This window comes from Aeromonas sp. FDAARGOS 1405, assembly GCF_019048265.1.
In the GTDB taxonomy this organism is placed as follows: domain Bacteria; phylum Pseudomonadota; class Gammaproteobacteria; order Enterobacterales; family Aeromonadaceae; genus Aeromonas; species Aeromonas veronii_A.
This window is the reverse complement of sequence record NZ_CP077311.1, coordinates 529,457-544,779: the sequence shown is the minus strand read 5'-3', so window position 1 is coordinate 544,779 and position 15,323 is coordinate 529,457. Positions and strand designations below refer to the sequence as shown.

Genomic DNA, 15,323 nt, shown 5'->3' with positions numbered 1-15,323 from the left:
ACTCCTTTAGAACGGGAAAACGGGGCGGGAAGTTCGCAGCAGGGCGCCCGCAAGCGTCAATAGCAGCAGATCCCGCACAATGGCCTCCGGCAACGAGCTGAGATCAGCCCTGCCCAGACAGCCGCAAGAGATGTCGAGCCCGATGGCAACGCCATAGCCCAACACCGGAATAAACAGGGCGAGCAGCCCGATCACCAGCCACAATCCCCAGCGCCGGTTGGCGATGACCGCCAGCCCTGCGCAGAGCTCAAGGGCAATCAGCCCCCAGGCAGCGAGCGGGATCAGCGGCGGCCAGATCAGGCCAAAGGCGCCGATCTGCTCGATGAACAGGGCAGGGGAAGCCAGCTTGAACCCGGCGGAGGCGAGGAAGAATCCCCCCAGCGTCAGCCTGGCCAGCATGCGCAGATAAACAGCCATGGGATAGCTCTTTATCATCCATGACTCCGACTGCCAGCCACAGGCGTTTGCTTCGCCATGTCCGGGCTATCGGCCGGATAGCGGGCCAGCTCCTGATAGTCGCCGTCCACTTCGCAGCGAAAGACGGCGGCGGTTTCACCACTCTGGCACCACTGCTGCCACTCGTCTGGCGGGCAGTGGAGGCGAATGGCGAGGCCACAGCCAGCGCTGAGCTGGCGCGGCACGTCGCAGACCCGAAACGACTGGCCGTGCAGCTCCAGCCGCTTGCGCAGCCTGACCGTACCGAGGGTGGAGTGGAACAGGTAGAGGAACTCTTCGTTCATGACTTGCCTCCCGCCATGGCGCGCGCGCCAAACAGCGCGGCCCCCAGCGCACCGGCAAATTGGGCGTCCGGGTGGGTGGCCACGTCGCAGCCCAACCCTTCGGCCAGATAGTGGCGGAAGGTGGCGCAGTGGCTGACGCCGCCGGTAAAGAGCACTGTCGGTCTGGCACCGAGGCGGCCGATAAAGTTGGCACTGCGCCGCGCCATGGCGCGGACGATGCCGGCCAGGATCGACTCGGCCGGAATGCCCGCCGAGCGCAGGCTAATCGCCTCCGATTCGGCAAACACGGTACACATGCTGCTGATGTCGTGGGGCTCTGCGCCCTCCAACAGCTCGTCGAGCTGCTCGACCCGTGCCCCCAGAGTGCGGGTGATCACCTCGAGAAAGCGACCGGTACCGGCTGCGCACTTGTCGTTCATCAGAAAGTCGGTGAGATTGCCCTCGCTATCGAGCTGGATCACCTTGCTGTCCTGCCCGCCGATGTCGATGACGGTGTGTACCGACGGGCAGAGCAGGCGAGCCCCCAGCCCATGGCAGGAGATCTCGGTAACCCGGCGATCGGCGAACGATGCCAGATCGCGGCCATAGCCGGTCAGGGTCAGGTGGGGGCGCTCTGGCAAATCGGCCGAGAGCTCCTCCCAGCCTTGCTCGATGGCAGCCAGCGGACGAAAGGGGGTCGGCACCATAAAACGGCGGACGATACGCCCGCCATCCTTGTGGTCGAACAGGATCCCCTTGGTCGCGGTGGAGCCCGAGTCAATCCCGATGGAGAGTGACACGGCGCCTCCTCACAGCATTTCGATAAAGGCGGCCAGCCGGGTGGCCAGTTGTCCCTTGTCGGCGCTGGAGTAGTCGGTCTCGACCGCCATGTAGGGGATGCCGTGGCGTTCGCGCACATGGCGCTTGATGGCGAGCGACTCCACCGCATAGGTGTGGCAGGCCTGCAGGATCACATCGATCACCCCGTCTGCCTGATACTCCTCCACCATCTGGCTCAGCAGATTCATGCGCTGGTGGTTGGGGGAGATGCAGGAGCAGCCGATGGCCAGATACTTGTCGGTTAAGGCATCGAACGGGTCACCCTGTTCGCTGACGCACTGCTCGGTCGCCTTGGCGCCGGTGCAGTTCTCGTAACCCACCACCCAGCCACCGTGCTCCTCGATGAGGCGCACCACCTTGTCGGCCGCGCCGCCGATGGGACAGCCGGTGATGAGGATACGCGGGCGGGCATCGAGCCGCTTGCCCTCGGCATACTCGGTCTTGATGCGGCGGGTCATCTCCTGCAGCTCGCTGATGAGCTGCTCCTTGTCGAAGCGGAAGGTGGCGCCATAGACCACCTTGAGCAGGTCGGTGCCGCTCAGCGCCGGCGGGTTGAGCTGACCCAGCCGATAGAAGTCGGCCAGCGCGCGGCGCTCGCGGTTCTTCAGCACGATGGCGTCGCGCAGCGCCTGCTCGCTAATGGGTTGGCCGAACTGCTGCTCCAGCAACTCCTTGAAGCGGACGATTTCGCTGCGCCACAGGGTGCGGGAGGCTTCGTCATCGGCACGGTTGGGCAACTGCATCACGTGCACCGGTTTGAACTCGGCCATGTACTCGTACATCTTCTTCTTGCCGTCGCAGGTGGTTTCCCCCACCACCAGATCGGAGAAGTAGAAGTAGGGGCACTTGTCGGTCTTGCCGAACCCGTAGCTGCTCTTGATCAGCGGGCAGAGGTTGCGGGGCAACTCTTTCTCGGCCTCCTCGATGGTCTCGTCGCTGGTGGAGCAGAGCGATACCACCACCGCGCCGGCGGCCATCGCCACCTCCTGCGGCATAAAGGTGCAGTAGGTGCCGACCAGGGGGATCTGTCGCTCCTTGAGTGCCATCACAGCCAGAAAGCCCTGACGACGAGCATCTGAAAAACTATCGAAAATGGCTGGCAACTCGGTGATAAGTGACATAGGCGATCCTGCCCTGATGAGAGAAATGAAGAGACAGATGCTCCATCAATGACGGCACATCCAACCGCGAGAATTATACCTTTGGGGGTAATTCGAAAATTGCGGTGGATCACAAGGTGTCAGGTAAAGCCTTAATAACAGGCAGGTTATTGCGAAGGGGGCTGGCAGGTTTAAGGGGCTACAGGGGGAATAAAAAAAGGGCACCGCGAGGTGCCCGTTTTGGTTATTAGTGGCGCAGGCCGGTGCCGCGGGAGATAAGCCACCAGGCGATACCGTAGAGGGCCACGATAAAGCCGATGATGATGAGGTAGGCGGTGCCGAGCGGCACGTCGGAGATACCGAGGAAACCGTAACGGAACGCGTTCACCATGTAGATGATGGGGTTCACCTGAGAGACACCCTGCCAGAAGGGGGGCAGCAGGCTGATGGAGTAGAACACCCCGCCCAGATAGGTGAGGGGTGTCAGCACGAAGGTGGGGATGATGCTGATGTCGTCAAAGGTCTTGGCAAACACCGCGTTGATGAGGCCACCCAGCGAGAAGAGGATCGCGGTGAGCAGCACGGTCACGCAGACGCTGAACAGATGGTGGATCTGCAGCGGCACGAAGAACAGCGACACCAGGGTGACGATAAGGCCGACACAGAGGCCGCGTGCCACGCCTCCGCCCACATAACCGGCGATGATGACGTAGTTGGGCACCGGCGCGACCAGCATCTCCTCGATATTGCGCTGGAACTTGGCGCTGAAGAAGGAGGAGGCGACGTTGGAGTAGGAGTTGGTGATCACCGACATCATGATGAGGCCGGGCACGATGAACTCCATGTAGGTGAAGCCGCCCATGTCACCGATGCGCGAACCGATCAGGTTGCCGAAGATGACGAAATAGAGGCTCATGGTGATGGCCGGTGGCACCAGGGTCTGGATCCAGATCCGGGTAAAGCGGCTTACCTCTTTGGCCAGAATGCTCTTGAAGGCGATGTAGTAGATGGCCAGATTCATGCTTTTCTCCCCTCTTCGACCAGATTGACGAACAGCTCTTCCAGCCGGTTGGCCTTGTTGCGCATGCTCACGACCTGCACCTGCTGCTTCGACAGTTGCTCGAACAGGCTGTTGAGTGACTGGCTCTTGTCGAGATCCACCTCAAGGGTACGTTCATCCTGCATCCGGCCGTTGAACTCCGGCACCTCAGGTACGGCAGAACCTGGCGCAAGGTCGAGCAGGAAGGTCTCGCGACCCAGCTTGCCCAGCAGGTTTTTCATGCTGGTGTTCTCGATCAGCCGACCCTTGTCGATGATGCCGATGTTGCGGCAGAGCATCTCGGCCTCTTCCAGATAGTGGGTGGTGAGAATAATGGTGACGCCCTGCTCGTTGAGATCCTTGAGGAAGGTCCACATGGAGCGGCGGATCTCGATATCGACCCCGGCGGTCGGTTCATCGAGGATCAGCAGTTTGGGCTCGTGCATCAGGGCGCGGGCGATCATCAGGCGACGCTTCATGCCGCCGGAGAGGGTGCGGGCAGGCATGTCGCGCTTCTCCCACAGATCGAGCTGGCGCAGGTACTTCTCGGCGCGGATCTTGGCTTCCGCCTTGGGCACGCCGTAGAAACCGGCTTGATGGGTGACAATCTGGATCACCTTCTCGAACTGGCTGAAGTTGAACTCCTGCGGTACCAGCCCGAGCTGGGCCTTGGCCTGTTCGAGATCGCTGTCGATGTCGTAGCCAAACACCTTCACCTTGCCGGCGCTCTTGTTCACCAGCGAGCTGATGACGCCGATGGTGGTGGACTTGCCCGCGCCGTTCGGGCCGAGCAGGGCGAAGAAATCCCCCTGCCTGACGGTAAGATCGATGCCTTTAAGGGCTTCGACGCCCCCCTGATAGGTCTTTTTCAGGCCGCTGATTTCCAATGCGTTCATTGCAACCTCTGTGATGGTTGAATCCGGCTCGATACAGAAAAGGCGGCCAAGGCCGCCTGCACAGAGTAAAGGGCGCAAGACCGCTTCACCCGTGATATTCCTGAACCTGGCTTACTCCTGGGGTACCACTTTGCCGATAAACGGCAGGTTGCGGTACTTCTGGGCGTAGTCGATGCCACAGCCGACCACGAATTCGTCCGGAATGGCGAAGCCAATCCAGTCGACCGGCACCTGCACTTCGCGGCGGGAGGGTTTGTCCAGCAGGGTGCAGATGGCCAGGGATTTCGGCTCGCGCAGGGAGAGGATCTCGCGCACCTTGTTGAGGGTGTAACCGGTGTCGATGATGTCTTCCACGATCACCACATCCTTGCCCTTGATGTCATCGTCCAGGTCTTTGAGGATGCGGACGTCACGGGTGCTGTGCATGCCGGAGCCGTAGCTGGAGGCTGTCATGAAGTCCAGAGTGATGGGCAGCTGGCACTGGCGGCAGAGGTCGGCCAGGAAGATGCAGGAACCGCGCAGCAGCGCAATCATCACGACTTCGTCAGAACCCTGATAGCGGGCGGTGATCTCTTCACCCAATTTGGCGATCCGGGCGGCGACTTCAGCCTCGGAGATCATCACCTCGACGGTGTGTTTCATCACTTACTCCCATAAGGCCAAAGGGGATTTGGCCGTTCATGAATATCAAAACCGATGATTCTACCACTCATGTCGAAGGGTGCTAGAGATACGTGGTGCTTTTATCAGCTTATTTTAATTGATAGAGTTAGCAGGCACTCAGGCATGATTAGTTAAAATACTATAAACACCATAATCAATAACTATTAGATGATAAAAACTATGGAACCACGCGCAGAAATAAGACGTCGTACCCGGCTGTCGCCGGAAGCTCGTCGCTCCCAATTGATGGAATGTGCCATCGAGGTGTTCTCCCGTCGCGGTATTGGCCGTGCAGGTCACGCCGAGATAGCCGAGCAGGCCAAGGTCTCTGTTGCCACCGTCTTCAACTATTTCAACACCCGCGAGGAGTTGGTAGATGAGGTATTGGCCGAGATCGAACGTTTCGTGAACCAGATGTTGTCGCAGGCATACAGTGGCAATGGTTCAATGTTCGACAAGATCAAGCGCCATGTGAGCTTGTCTGTCGATGCGGCCTACGACCAGCCCGATTACGCAGGTATCTGGCTGGAGTGGAGTTCCTCGGTTCGGGAAGAGGTATGGCCCCGCTATACCCGGCTGCTCGATCAGTGCCTTGAGCTGATCGCCAGCGAGCTGCAAACCGCCATGGATGCAGGGGAGATCACCAGCGTGCTGTCGGCACAGGATCTGGCCCGCTCTTTGACCGGTTTTGGCTATGTGATGATGCAGATGATCAATCAACCCCAGCGCCCGGCGCGCGAAGAGGTGACTGATTTCCTGTTCAAGTACGTGACGGCACCTATTCAGGCTTGCTGATACGGCTTAACGAAAAAAGGCGCCCCTCATCAAGGGGCGCCTTTTTTTATCCGCTTTGTCTGGCCTGCTCAGCCGTGTCCATAGCCCCAGCGGTGGGTCAGCTCATGCTCGACACCCAGATGATCGAGGATGCGGGCGACCATAAAGTCCACCAGATCCGCAATGCTCTTTGGCTCATGGTAGAAGCCGGGCGCGGCGGGCATGATGGTCACCCCGAGCCGCGCCAGTTTCAGCATGTTCTCCAGATGGATCGCCGAGAAGGGGGTTTCGCGGGGCACCAGGATCAGCTGGCCACGCTCCTTGATCACCACGTCCGCCGCCCGTTCCAGCAGGTTGTCCGAGGTGCCGTTGGCAATGGCCGAGACGGTGCCCATGGAGCAGGGGCAGACCACCATCTGCTTGGGGGCCGCCGAACCGGAGGCGACCGGCGAGAACCACTCCTCCTTGCCGCAGGCCACGATCTGCCCATCGATGGCGCCATATTGGCGACAGAGATAAGCAGAGAGCTCTTTCGGCGAGCCGGGCCAATCCTGCTGCTGCTCGGTTTTGAGTACCACACGAGCCGCCGAGGAGGCGAGCAGATAGACCCGATAGTCCGCCTGCACCAGACACTGGAGCAGGCGCAGGGCGTAGGGGGCGCCGGAGGCGCCGGTCAGCGCCAGGGTGATCGCTTTGTTCATAGTTCGCCGTGGTAATCCTTGAGGCGGGCGATCAGCTTGTCATGAATGCCACCGAAGCCGCCGTTGCTCATGATCAGAATATGGTCGCCATCACGGCTCTCGGCCACCAGCCGGTTGATCAGGGTCTCCAGATCGTTGAACACCTTGGCCGGTCGGGTCATATGGGCAGTCACTTCGCCGAGATCCCAGCCGATGTTGGGAGGCTGGAAGAAGAATACCTCGTCAGCACCATCGAAGCAGCCGGCCAGCTCCTCCTTGTGTACCCCCAGTTTCATGGTGTTGGAGCGCGGCTCCAGCACTGCCAGGATACGGGCTTTGCCTACCTTGGCACGCAGACCGCCAAGGGTGGTTTCGATGGCGGTGGGGTGGTGGGCGAAGTCGTCATAAACGCTGATGCCAGCTACCTCGCCCTTGAGCTCCATCCGCCGCTTGGGGGATTTGAACTGGCAGAGGGCTGCAATACCGTGCTCCACCATGACACCGGCGTGGCGGGCAGCCGCGATAGCCATCAGGCCATTGTTGACGTTGTGCTCGCCGATGCACTCCCAGTGCACCTCGCCCTGCTTTTCGCCATCCAGCCACACCTCGAAAGCGGAGCCGTCATCGGCCAGCTTGACCGCTTTCCACTTGGCGTCGTCCTGACCGACCAGCTCCACTTCGCTCCAGCAGCCCATCTTGCGTACGGCGGTGAGGTTGTCATCCGTTTGCGGGAACAGCACCCGGCCGTTGCTCGGCACTGTGCGCATCAGGTGGTGGAACTGGCGCTGGATGGCGGCGAGATCCGGGAAGATATCGGCGTGGTCGAACTCCAGGTTGTTCATCACCAGGGTACGCGGGTGGTAGTGAACGAACTTGGAGCGCTTGTCGAAGAAGGCGCAGTCGTACTCGTCCGCTTCGATGACGAAGAAGGGGGCAGAGCCGAGACGGGCGGAGACCGGGAAGTTGCCCGGCACGCCGCCAATAAGGAAACCGGGCTCCAGTTTGGCGTACTCCAGCACCCAGGCCAGCATGCTGGCGGTGGTGGTCTTGCCGTGGGTGCCGGCAACGGCCAGTACCCAGCGATCCTGCAGCACATGCTCCAGCAGCCACTGGGGGCCGGAGATGTAGGGCAGATTGCGGTCCAGCACATATTCAACACAGGGGTTGCCGCGGCTCATGGCGTTGCCGATCACCACCAGATCCGGCGCCGGATCGAGTTGGGAGGGGTCATAGCCTTCGGTCAGTTCGATGCCCTGTTGCTCGAGCTGGGTACTCATGGGGGGATAGACGTTGGCATCCGAACCGGTCACCCGATAACCAAGCTGTTTTGCCAACACCGCCAGACCACCCATAAAGGTGCCGCAGATCCCGAGAATGTGAATATGCATACCGCTTCCTTTCGCAGTAAAGGGAAGTGGGCATTCTAGGGGGTGTTGCGGTGGTGGCACAAGCCGCACTCATGGTGAGAGGCCCACAGATGACGCACTGGAGGCAGAAATATTGTCGCTGTCGCGGTGTGCGAGGCTGGAGTGGGTTGTTGGGCTTTATTTGAGGCTTGATTTTGTGTCGCACTTTCTTACAATTCTTCGGTTTTGTGACGCACCCTGCAGTTTTACGATATCGCCCTTTTCAAACGGAGAGTCCCCATGGGCAAGTTCCTGCTTTGCTATCTGGTCGGTGGTCTGGTGGCCATCAGTTGGGCTGCGCTGCCCGCTCATGGTCCCTGGGATCAGTGGGACCTCGCGATTTTTCATACCGTCAATGGCTGGCTCGGGCAGTCTGCGCTGTGGGCCGATCTGGTGGCCATCACTAATAACCGGCTGTTCGATCTGGCAGTACTGACCTGTATGGGGTTGATCCTGGCCCGCTGTTTCTTTGCCCGGGATTTGGCGGGGCGTCGCCAACTGGTGGCGATGGGCATTGTCATGCTGCTGAGTGCACTGGTGATCAACCAGCTTGGTCACCGATTGCCGGTGGAGCGGCCCAGCCCGACCCTGATGGTGCCCGATGCGCTGCGGGTGACCCAGCTAAGCGGTATTCCGACCAAGGACTCTTCGGGCGATAGTTTCCCGGGGGATCATGCCCTGTTCCTGATGATCTTCGCGGGTTACGCCTTACGTTATCTGCCACGTTGGGCGGGTCTCACCGCATTGTTGATGGTGCCGCTCTTTTCCGCACCACGCATTCTGGCGGGCGCTCACTGGTTTACCGATGTCTACGTCGGCGCACTGGGGCTGGCCACCCTCTGCCTGCCCTGGTTGCTGCTGACCCCCCTGGCGGATCGGCTGATTGGACGCATCGTTCCCTATCTCGCGCCATTACCACTATTACGTAGTCAGACTCACTGATTGAGTGCCACAAAATAAAACGCCCCGATATCAAGATATCGGGGCGTTTTATTATCAGTCCGCTAGAGATCAGCTTTGATAGCCGTTCGGATTCTGGCTTTGCCAGCGCCAGGTATCGATCATCATCCGCTCCAGACCGCGCTCTGCCTGCCAACCCAGCTCGGCACGGGCCTTGTGCGGCTCGGCCCAGCACTCGGCGATGTCGCCCGGGCGACGGGGTTTGATCTGGTAGGGAATGGTGCGACCGCTGGCCACTTCAAATGCCTTGATCATCTCCAGCACCGAGTACCCCTGACCTGTGCCCAGGTTATAGGTAAAGACGCCGGTATCAGACTCGATGCGTGCCAGCGCTTTGAGGTGACCGATGGCGAGATCCACCACGTGGATGTAATCGCGCACACCGGTGCCATCCGGGGTCGGGTAGTCGTTGCCAAATACCCCCAGCTCCTTGAGCTTGCCGACACCCACCTGGCTGATATAGGGCAACAGGTTGTTGGGGATGCCGTTGGGATCTTCACCAATCAGGCCGCTCTCGTGGGCGCCTACCGGGTTGAAGTAACGCAGCAGTACGATGGCCCAGCGGGGATCGGATTTGGCGAGATCACGGAGGATCTCCTCCACCATCAGCTTGGAGCGACCATAGGGGTTGGTGGCGCTGGTGGGGAAATCTTCCCGCAGCGGTACCGAGGCGGGATCGCCATAGACGGTGGCCGAGGAGCTGAATACCAGCCGGAAAACCCCAGCCTTGGCCATCTCTTCGCACAGCACCAGAGTGCCGGTGATGTTGTTCTGGTAGTAGGTGAGCGGGATCTGGCTCGACTCCCCGACCGCCTTGAGACCGGCGAAGTGGATCACCGATTTGATCTGATGGTTGGCAAACAGCTGCTGCAGACAGGCTCTGTCCAGCACATCCCCTTCGACGAAGATGACCGGCTTGCCGGTGATCTGTTCGACCCGCTTGAGTGACTCCGGTGAAGAGTTGGAGAGGTTGTCCAGCACCACGACCTGCTGCCCCGCACCGAGCAGCTCAACCAGGGTGTGGGAGCCGATATAGCCGGCACCCCCTGTGACCAGTATTGTCATTTTTTATCCCGTGTTCTGGTGAAACTGGGGCAGAGTCTAGCGCCCCTGTCTAGTTGGGAAAAGGTTGGGATACCGATAACGCGTTCACCGCACCTCACAGAAGCCTTCACCACACCTCAATAATCGAGACTGATATCCCCTTTCGCAGTGCAGGAGCATGCCAGAGCAATGCCGCTCTCCAGATCCTGCGCACTCAGGGTCATCACGCTCTGGCGCTCGATGTCACCAGTGGTGGTGCAACGACAGCTGCCACATACTCCGGCGCGACAAGCAGCCATCATGGTTTCACCAGCAGCTTCCAGCGCAGCCAGCAGGGTCTGACCCGGCAGGATCTTCACCTTTTTGCCGCTCTTTTTCAGGGTCAGCCAGAAGTGGTCGCTGGTGGTGGTGGCGGGCTCTGTGGGGGGAAGGCCAAAGGACTCCTGATGCAGCTGATCCGGCGGCAATCCCAGCTCAGCCAGCATGGCGCTGACCGCCGCCATATAGGGGGCCGGGCCGCAGAGATAGACATGGCGTTCGCGCAGATCTGGGGCCAATTCGGCCAGCATGGCGGGGGTAAGTCGGCCAATCCAGGGGTGATCTGCAGGTGCCTCTTCCAGAATCAGGGCATGGCGTACACCGGCATGGGTCTCAGCCAGTGCAGCCAAGTCATCTGCGAAGATCACATCTGCTGGCGAGCGGGCGCTATGAATAAAGCGGATATCGGCATCCGGCCGTTTGGCGAGCTCGTCCCGCAACATGGCCCACATGGGGGTAATGCCGGAACCGGCACTGAGCAGCAGTGGCCGTTCGCAAGGCAAGGCAGTCAGGTTGAAGTCGCCGAACGGGCCATCCACCCGGATCTCGCCCCCCACTTGCAGGGTCTGGTGCATATGGCGAGAGACCCGTCCCACATCCTTGATAGTCACTTGCCAGCATTCATCCTGCGGGCTGGAGGAGAGGGTATAGGCGCGGCACTCCGTCTGGCCGTCAATCTCGGTATGCAGGGTGATGCACTGGCCAGCCAGTACGGGAGGGAGGCTGCCGGAAAGCGGCGCCAGCTGCCAGCTCACGACGTCGTGGGTGTTCTGTTGGCGGCCAATGCAGGTGAGCGTGAGAGAGGTCATCACAAGGCTCCTTAGGTTTTAAACGGTTCGAAAAACGTCTGGTGAAAAAGCCGGATCCAGAAAAAAGGCGAGCCGGGCGGCTCGCCAAACGCTTACAACATGAGGTGCCGATCAGGCCGCCAGGATCTCGGCCAAGTCAGCCTCGGCCGTGGTGGTCCCTTTCAGGCCAAATTGCTCCTCCAGCACCTTGAGCAGCGCCGGGGTGAGGAAGGCGGGGGCGGTCGGCCCGGTACGAATGTCCTTCACCCCGAGGGAGAGCAGGGTGAGCAGAATGACGATGGCTTTTTGCTCGAACCAGGAGAGCACCAGCGTCAGCGGCAGATCGTTGACCCCGCACTCGAAAGCCTCGGAGAGTGCCAGCGCCAACTGGATGGCGGAATAGGCATCGTTGCACTGACCCACGTCCAGCAGACGCGGAATGCCGCCGATGTCGCCAAAGTCGAGCTTGTTGAACTTGTACTTGCCGCAGCCCAGCGTGAGCAGCAGGCTGTCGCGCGGCGCCGCCTTGGCAAACTCGGTGAAGTAGGCGCGCTCGGCCTTGTCACCGTCACAGCCACCCACCAGGAAGAAGTGGCTGATCTCTCCGGCTTTGACCTTCTCGATCACCGCGGGTGCGGCCTGCATCAGGGCGTTGCGGGCAAAGCCGATGGTGATGAAGTGCTCGAGCTCAACGTGCTTGAAGCCTTCCAGTGCTTGTGCCTTGGCAATCACGGCGGAGAAATCATCCCCCTCCAGATGGGTGACACCCGGCCAGCCGACGATGGAGCGGGTGAAGATGCGATCCGAGTAGTTGCCCACATTCGGGTCGATGATGCAGTTGGAGGTCATCACTACGGCGCCCGGGAAGTTGGCAAACTCCTTCTGCTGGTTCTGCCAGGCGGAGCCGTAGTTACCCACCAGATGGGGGTACTGCTTGAAGAAGGGATAGGCCAGTGCGGGCAGCATCTCGCCGTGGGTGTAGACATGGATGCCGGTCCCTTTGGTCTGCTCCAGAATGAGCTTGAGATCCATCATGTCGTGGCCGGAGACCAGAATGCACTTGCCGGGGATGGGGGTTACGCGTACCTGGGTCGGCTCCGGATGACCGAAGGCGCTGGTTTCACCCAGATCCAGCATCTCCATGATTTTGAAGTTGAGTTGACCGATCTCCATGGCGCAGCTGAACAGCCGACCCATTTCACTCGGGTCTGTGCTGAGCCAGCTCATGATGCGGTGGAATTCGGCGGCCACCTCGTCACTCTGCTGATCCAGCACCCGGGCGTGCTCCATATAGGCGGCGGCGCCCTTGAGGCCGTAAAGGCAGAGCAGGCGCAGCCCCATGATGTCCTCGTTCACCTCGCTCTTGCCCCGATTGGGGGCGGCTGGTGCGGCATGGGCAAGTTGTTCCAGCCGTTCGGCACCGGGTTCGAAGTAAGCGGACTGTGGCAAGTCGTTCACCTGCACCGCCATGGTGCTCAGACGATCGGTCAGCTGCTGGCGATAGGCGAGGGCCTGATTGACGTAGGCCACGATGCGATTCGAGTCGAAGTTGACGTTGGTGAGGGTGGCGAAGAAGGCCTTTGGCACGAAGGCATCGATCTCGCGATCTATGATGCCTTGCTCACGGGCGGCCAGCGCCCAGGCGCTGAGCCCCTGCAGGGTATAGATGAGCACATCCTGCAGATCCGAGGTTTCAGCCGTCTTGCCGCACATACCTTGTGCGTAGGCACAGCCGTTGCCAGCCGGGGTACGAATTGTTTGTTCACATTGCACACAAAACATCATGCCTCTCCTAATTGGACATTTCAGTTGTCTGTTTTGTGGCGATTCTATTCCTACGGCTCAGAACTTAATAGGCATTCAATTTGCCAATTCATTTTTCATTGATGTAGATCAAAAACAAAAAAGCCGCCCAAACAGGGCGGCAAGCGGGTGGATAAAAGGAGAGACAACTCAGGTTTGCAACAGAACATAACAATCAGACGGATTGGGCCGTAGTCTGGTCAGGAGCTTTCGGCTCGGTACTTACTCAAGCCAGTATACGTACGCTGTAGTCGGCTTGGTTCACTATCAGGCCAGATAAGCGCGCAGCATCCAGACCAGTTTTTCCTGCTGCTGCACATAGTCGGAGAGGATGGAGGCAGTGCCCTCATCACCAGCTTCGGCTGCTTGACCCAGAATACGGCGCTGGGCGACCAGCAGTTCGCGGAAGCTATCCAGCAGGGATTCGACACAGGCGCGGCCATCGTGCAGCCCTTTTTGCTCTGGGATGGCAGAGACTTTCAGGTAGTCGCTGAAGCTGTGCATGGGCACGCCATCCAGGGTCAGGATCCGCTCGGCCAGCGCATCGACTTTCAGCAGCAGGTCGTTGTAAATCTCTTCAAATTTCAGGTGCAGTTCGAAGAACTGGTTACCACGGATATTCCAGTGGAAGCCGCGTACGTTCATGTAGAGGATCTGGTAGCTGGCCAGCAATTTGTTCAACTCGGCTGCCAGGGCTTGTGATTGAGCAGTATCAAGACCAATCGGGCTTTTCATCATTCACCTCCAGATTTGGAAATCGGTTTTAAATTCTCTTTCGGAACGCAGTCAGAATAACGCCTTGCAAAATGCAGGGACAATTGCTTGTGCCTAACTGTTTGATAGCTAACGGCTATCAAACAGTACGCAGCAACGGGGGCAATGGATGAGGATTAGGGGAAGTATTTTTCCAGCAGCGCCATCAGGATGGCCTGACACTCGCGGTCCGGTTTGCTATCGACCTTGCTGGCGCGAAAGTGGAGCTGAAAGGCGCCCAAGACGGCGCGGCTCTGCTCATCCCACTGGCCGCTCTGGGGCAGGCCATAGCCATAGCGGGCCAACTGCTGCTGCCACATGGCCGCATCCCAGTCGGGCAAGGGGCTGGCCAGTAACTCGGCTACCCGACCTTCATCGGGCCAGGCGCCGACCCCGTACGTCAGATAGAGCTGGCGCCAGGGGAAGTGGGGGCCGGGATCCTGCTTGCGCTCGGGGGCGACATCGCTGTGGCCCAGCACCTGGGTCGGTGGAATCTGGTAGCGGGTGACCAGCTCCCGGCTGAGGGCGCCGACGGCGGCAATCTGCTGCGGGGTATAGGGTTGCCAGCGCCGTGCATCGGGGGCCAGCGGCTCATCTTCTGCTGGATAGCCGAGGTTGACGATCTCGATGCCAAGAGAGCTGGCATTGAGCCCGGCATATTGGTGCCAACGGCTGCGTCCCGCATGCCAGGCGCGCGCGCTGTCTGGCACCAGCTGATAGACGGTGAGCGGTGTTTTGTGGCTGTCGCGGGGGATCAGGTAGTGGGCGCTCACCTTGTGCTCCGGCTCGGTCAGCAGGCGCAGGGAGTTGGCATCATCTTCATCGGTGTAGTGCAGGATAAGAAATGCGATGCGCTCGTTCTGATTGGCGCTCTGATAGCGGGTCGAGAGCTGATATTCGGACGGAGTACAACCACCCAGCAGCAGAACCAGTGGCAGAAAAAAGAGGGGAAGAAGACAGCGCCAGCGCCATCCCCCTGCCACAACCAGTCTGCTGAGCGTGGGAGGAGTGAGTCGCTGGCACATGTCGAAGGCCCGGTCTGGTCAGTCGCGCGGCTGGTTAGCCGCGGTATTTGGCCGTGAGGCCGATCAGGAAGTTGCGCAGGATCTGATCCCCGCAATCCTGATAGTGCTTGTGATTCTTGGAGCGGAACAGGGCACTGAGCTCGGACTTGGAGAGGTTGAAGTCGGCGAGCTTGAGGGTGCCGAGCATATCCTCTTCCTTGAAGTTGAGACCGATGCGCAGCTTGCGCAGGATCATATTGTTGTTGATCCGGTTCGGGATCACCTGGGCCGGTGCATCTTCCCGCACGCCGCGGCGGGCGATGATGAAACCGTCGAGGAACTGGCTCAGGGCCGAGTCGGGACAGGCGACATAGCCTGCCTCTTGCTCTTCACCTTCCGCTGCCTCTTTCATCAACCAGCTGTGCAGCTGGGCGTGAGTGACCGTCAGGTTGCCCTTGGCAAACATCTCGACCATCTGGTCGTTGCTGATGGTGAGGGCGTAGCGCAGACGGCGCAGAATATCGTTGTTGGTCATG

General features: G+C 59.9%; 17 protein-coding genes. 2 read left to right on the top strand and 15 right to left on the bottom strand.

Annotated elements, in window-relative coordinates:
• Positions 1–6: 6 nt before the first annotated feature.
• From I6L35_RS02525 to hpt, 7 genes are all read right to left on the bottom strand, one after another.
• Positions 7–417, bottom strand: a complete 411-nt coding sequence (locus I6L35_RS02525) for a MauE/DoxX family redox-associated membrane protein (protein WP_254204516.1) — start codon at positions 415–417, stop codon at positions 7–9.
• 14 nt (positions 418–431) lie between these two features.
• Positions 432–740, bottom strand: coding sequence for a DUF3343 domain-containing protein (locus tag I6L35_RS02520; protein WP_216979457.1), 309 nt, complete (start codon positions 738–740; stop codon positions 432–434).
• Entirely contained in the window at positions 737–1,519 is a 783-nt protein-coding gene (locus I6L35_RS02515) for an acyl-CoA dehydratase activase (RefSeq protein WP_216979456.1), read from the bottom strand. Before I6L35_RS02515 ends, I6L35_RS02520 begins: the two co-directional genes overlap by 4 nt.
• A 9-nt stretch (positions 1,520–1,528) precedes the next feature.
• Entirely contained in the window at positions 1,529–2,680 is a 1,152-nt protein-coding gene (locus I6L35_RS02510) for a double-cubane-cluster-containing anaerobic reductase (protein ID WP_216979455.1), read from the bottom strand.
• Positions 2,681–2,906: 226 nt separating this feature from the next.
• The gene (locus tag I6L35_RS02505; protein ID WP_005362866.1) at positions 2,907–3,680 is read right to left on the bottom strand and encodes an ABC transporter permease; all 774 of its coding nucleotides are present in this window, start codon (positions 3,678–3,680) and stop codon (positions 2,907–2,909) included.
• Positions 3,677–4,594 carry an ABC transporter ATP-binding protein gene (locus I6L35_RS02500; RefSeq protein WP_042052377.1) on the bottom strand — a complete coding sequence of 306 codons (918 nt, stop codon included), beginning with the start codon at positions 4,592–4,594 and terminating at the stop codon, positions 3,677–3,679. Before I6L35_RS02500 ends, I6L35_RS02505 begins: the two co-directional genes overlap by 4 nt.
• Positions 4,595–4,705: 111 nt before the next feature.
• The gene (gene hpt, locus I6L35_RS02495; RefSeq protein ID WP_005335618.1) at positions 4,706–5,236 is read right to left on the bottom strand and encodes a hypoxanthine phosphoribosyltransferase; all 531 of its coding nucleotides are present in this window, start codon (positions 5,234–5,236) and stop codon (positions 4,706–4,708) included.
• Between the two features lie 201 nt (positions 5,237–5,437).
• Between hpt and I6L35_RS02490 the strand changes: the two genes are divergently transcribed.
• Positions 5,438–6,052 (top strand): TetR/AcrR family transcriptional regulator, encoded by a 615-nt coding sequence (locus I6L35_RS02490; RefSeq protein WP_216979454.1) that lies wholly within the window; start codon positions 5,438–5,440, stop codon positions 6,050–6,052.
• 68 nt (positions 6,053–6,120) lie between these two features.
• Here I6L35_RS02490 and I6L35_RS02485 read toward each other — a convergent pair whose 3' ends face one another.
• Entirely contained in the window at positions 6,121–6,732 is a 612-nt protein-coding gene (locus I6L35_RS02485) for a flavin prenyltransferase UbiX (protein ID WP_216979453.1), read from the bottom strand.
• Entirely contained in the window at positions 6,729–8,099 is a 1,371-nt protein-coding gene (gene mpl / locus I6L35_RS02480) for a UDP-N-acetylmuramate:L-alanyl-gamma-D-glutamyl-meso-diaminopimelate ligase (RefSeq protein WP_019445347.1), read from the bottom strand. The genes I6L35_RS02485 and mpl overlap by 4 nt, the downstream gene beginning before the upstream one ends.
• Positions 8,100–8,357: 258 nt before the next feature.
• Between mpl and I6L35_RS02475 the strand changes: the two genes are divergently transcribed.
• Positions 8,358–9,059, top strand: coding sequence for a phosphatase PAP2 family protein (locus I6L35_RS02475; RefSeq protein ID WP_005343308.1), 702 nt, complete (start codon positions 8,358–8,360; stop codon positions 9,057–9,059).
• A 69-nt stretch (positions 9,060–9,128) separates the two neighbouring features.
• Here I6L35_RS02475 and galE read toward each other — a convergent pair whose 3' ends face one another.
• The 6 genes from galE to I6L35_RS02445 all read right to left on the bottom strand — a co-directional run bounded on the left by galE (position 9,129) and on the right by I6L35_RS02445 (position 15,322).
• Positions 9,129–10,142 carry a UDP-glucose 4-epimerase GalE gene (galE, locus tag I6L35_RS02470; RefSeq protein ID WP_005343309.1) on the bottom strand — a complete coding sequence of 338 codons (1,014 nt, stop codon included), beginning with the start codon at positions 10,140–10,142 and terminating at the stop codon, positions 9,129–9,131.
• A 116-nt stretch (positions 10,143–10,258) separates the two neighbouring features.
• Entirely contained in the window at positions 10,259–11,248 is a 990-nt protein-coding gene (locus I6L35_RS02465) for a hybrid-cluster NAD(P)-dependent oxidoreductase (RefSeq protein ID WP_216979452.1), read from the bottom strand.
• A 111-nt stretch (positions 11,249–11,359) separates the two neighbouring features.
• A complete protein-coding gene (gene hcp / locus I6L35_RS02460; protein WP_216980230.1) occupies positions 11,360–13,009 on the bottom strand; it encodes a hydroxylamine reductase in 1,650 nt (549 codons plus the stop codon).
• Positions 13,010–13,297: 288 nt separating this feature from the next.
• Complete coding sequence (locus tag I6L35_RS02455; RefSeq protein WP_005362843.1) at positions 13,298–13,765, bottom strand: Dps family protein; 468 nt, start codon at positions 13,763–13,765, stop codon at positions 13,298–13,300.
• Positions 13,766–13,920: 155 nt separating this feature from the next.
• Complete coding sequence (locus I6L35_RS02450) at positions 13,921–14,808, bottom strand: N-acetylmuramoyl-L-alanine amidase (protein WP_216979451.1); 888 nt, start codon at positions 14,806–14,808, stop codon at positions 13,921–13,923.
• A 34-nt stretch (positions 14,809–14,842) separates the two neighbouring features.
• A complete protein-coding gene (locus I6L35_RS02445) occupies positions 14,843–15,322 on the bottom strand; it encodes a DUF1456 family protein (RefSeq protein WP_129503325.1) in 480 nt (159 codons plus the stop codon).
• Position 15,323 lies beyond the last annotated feature (1 nt).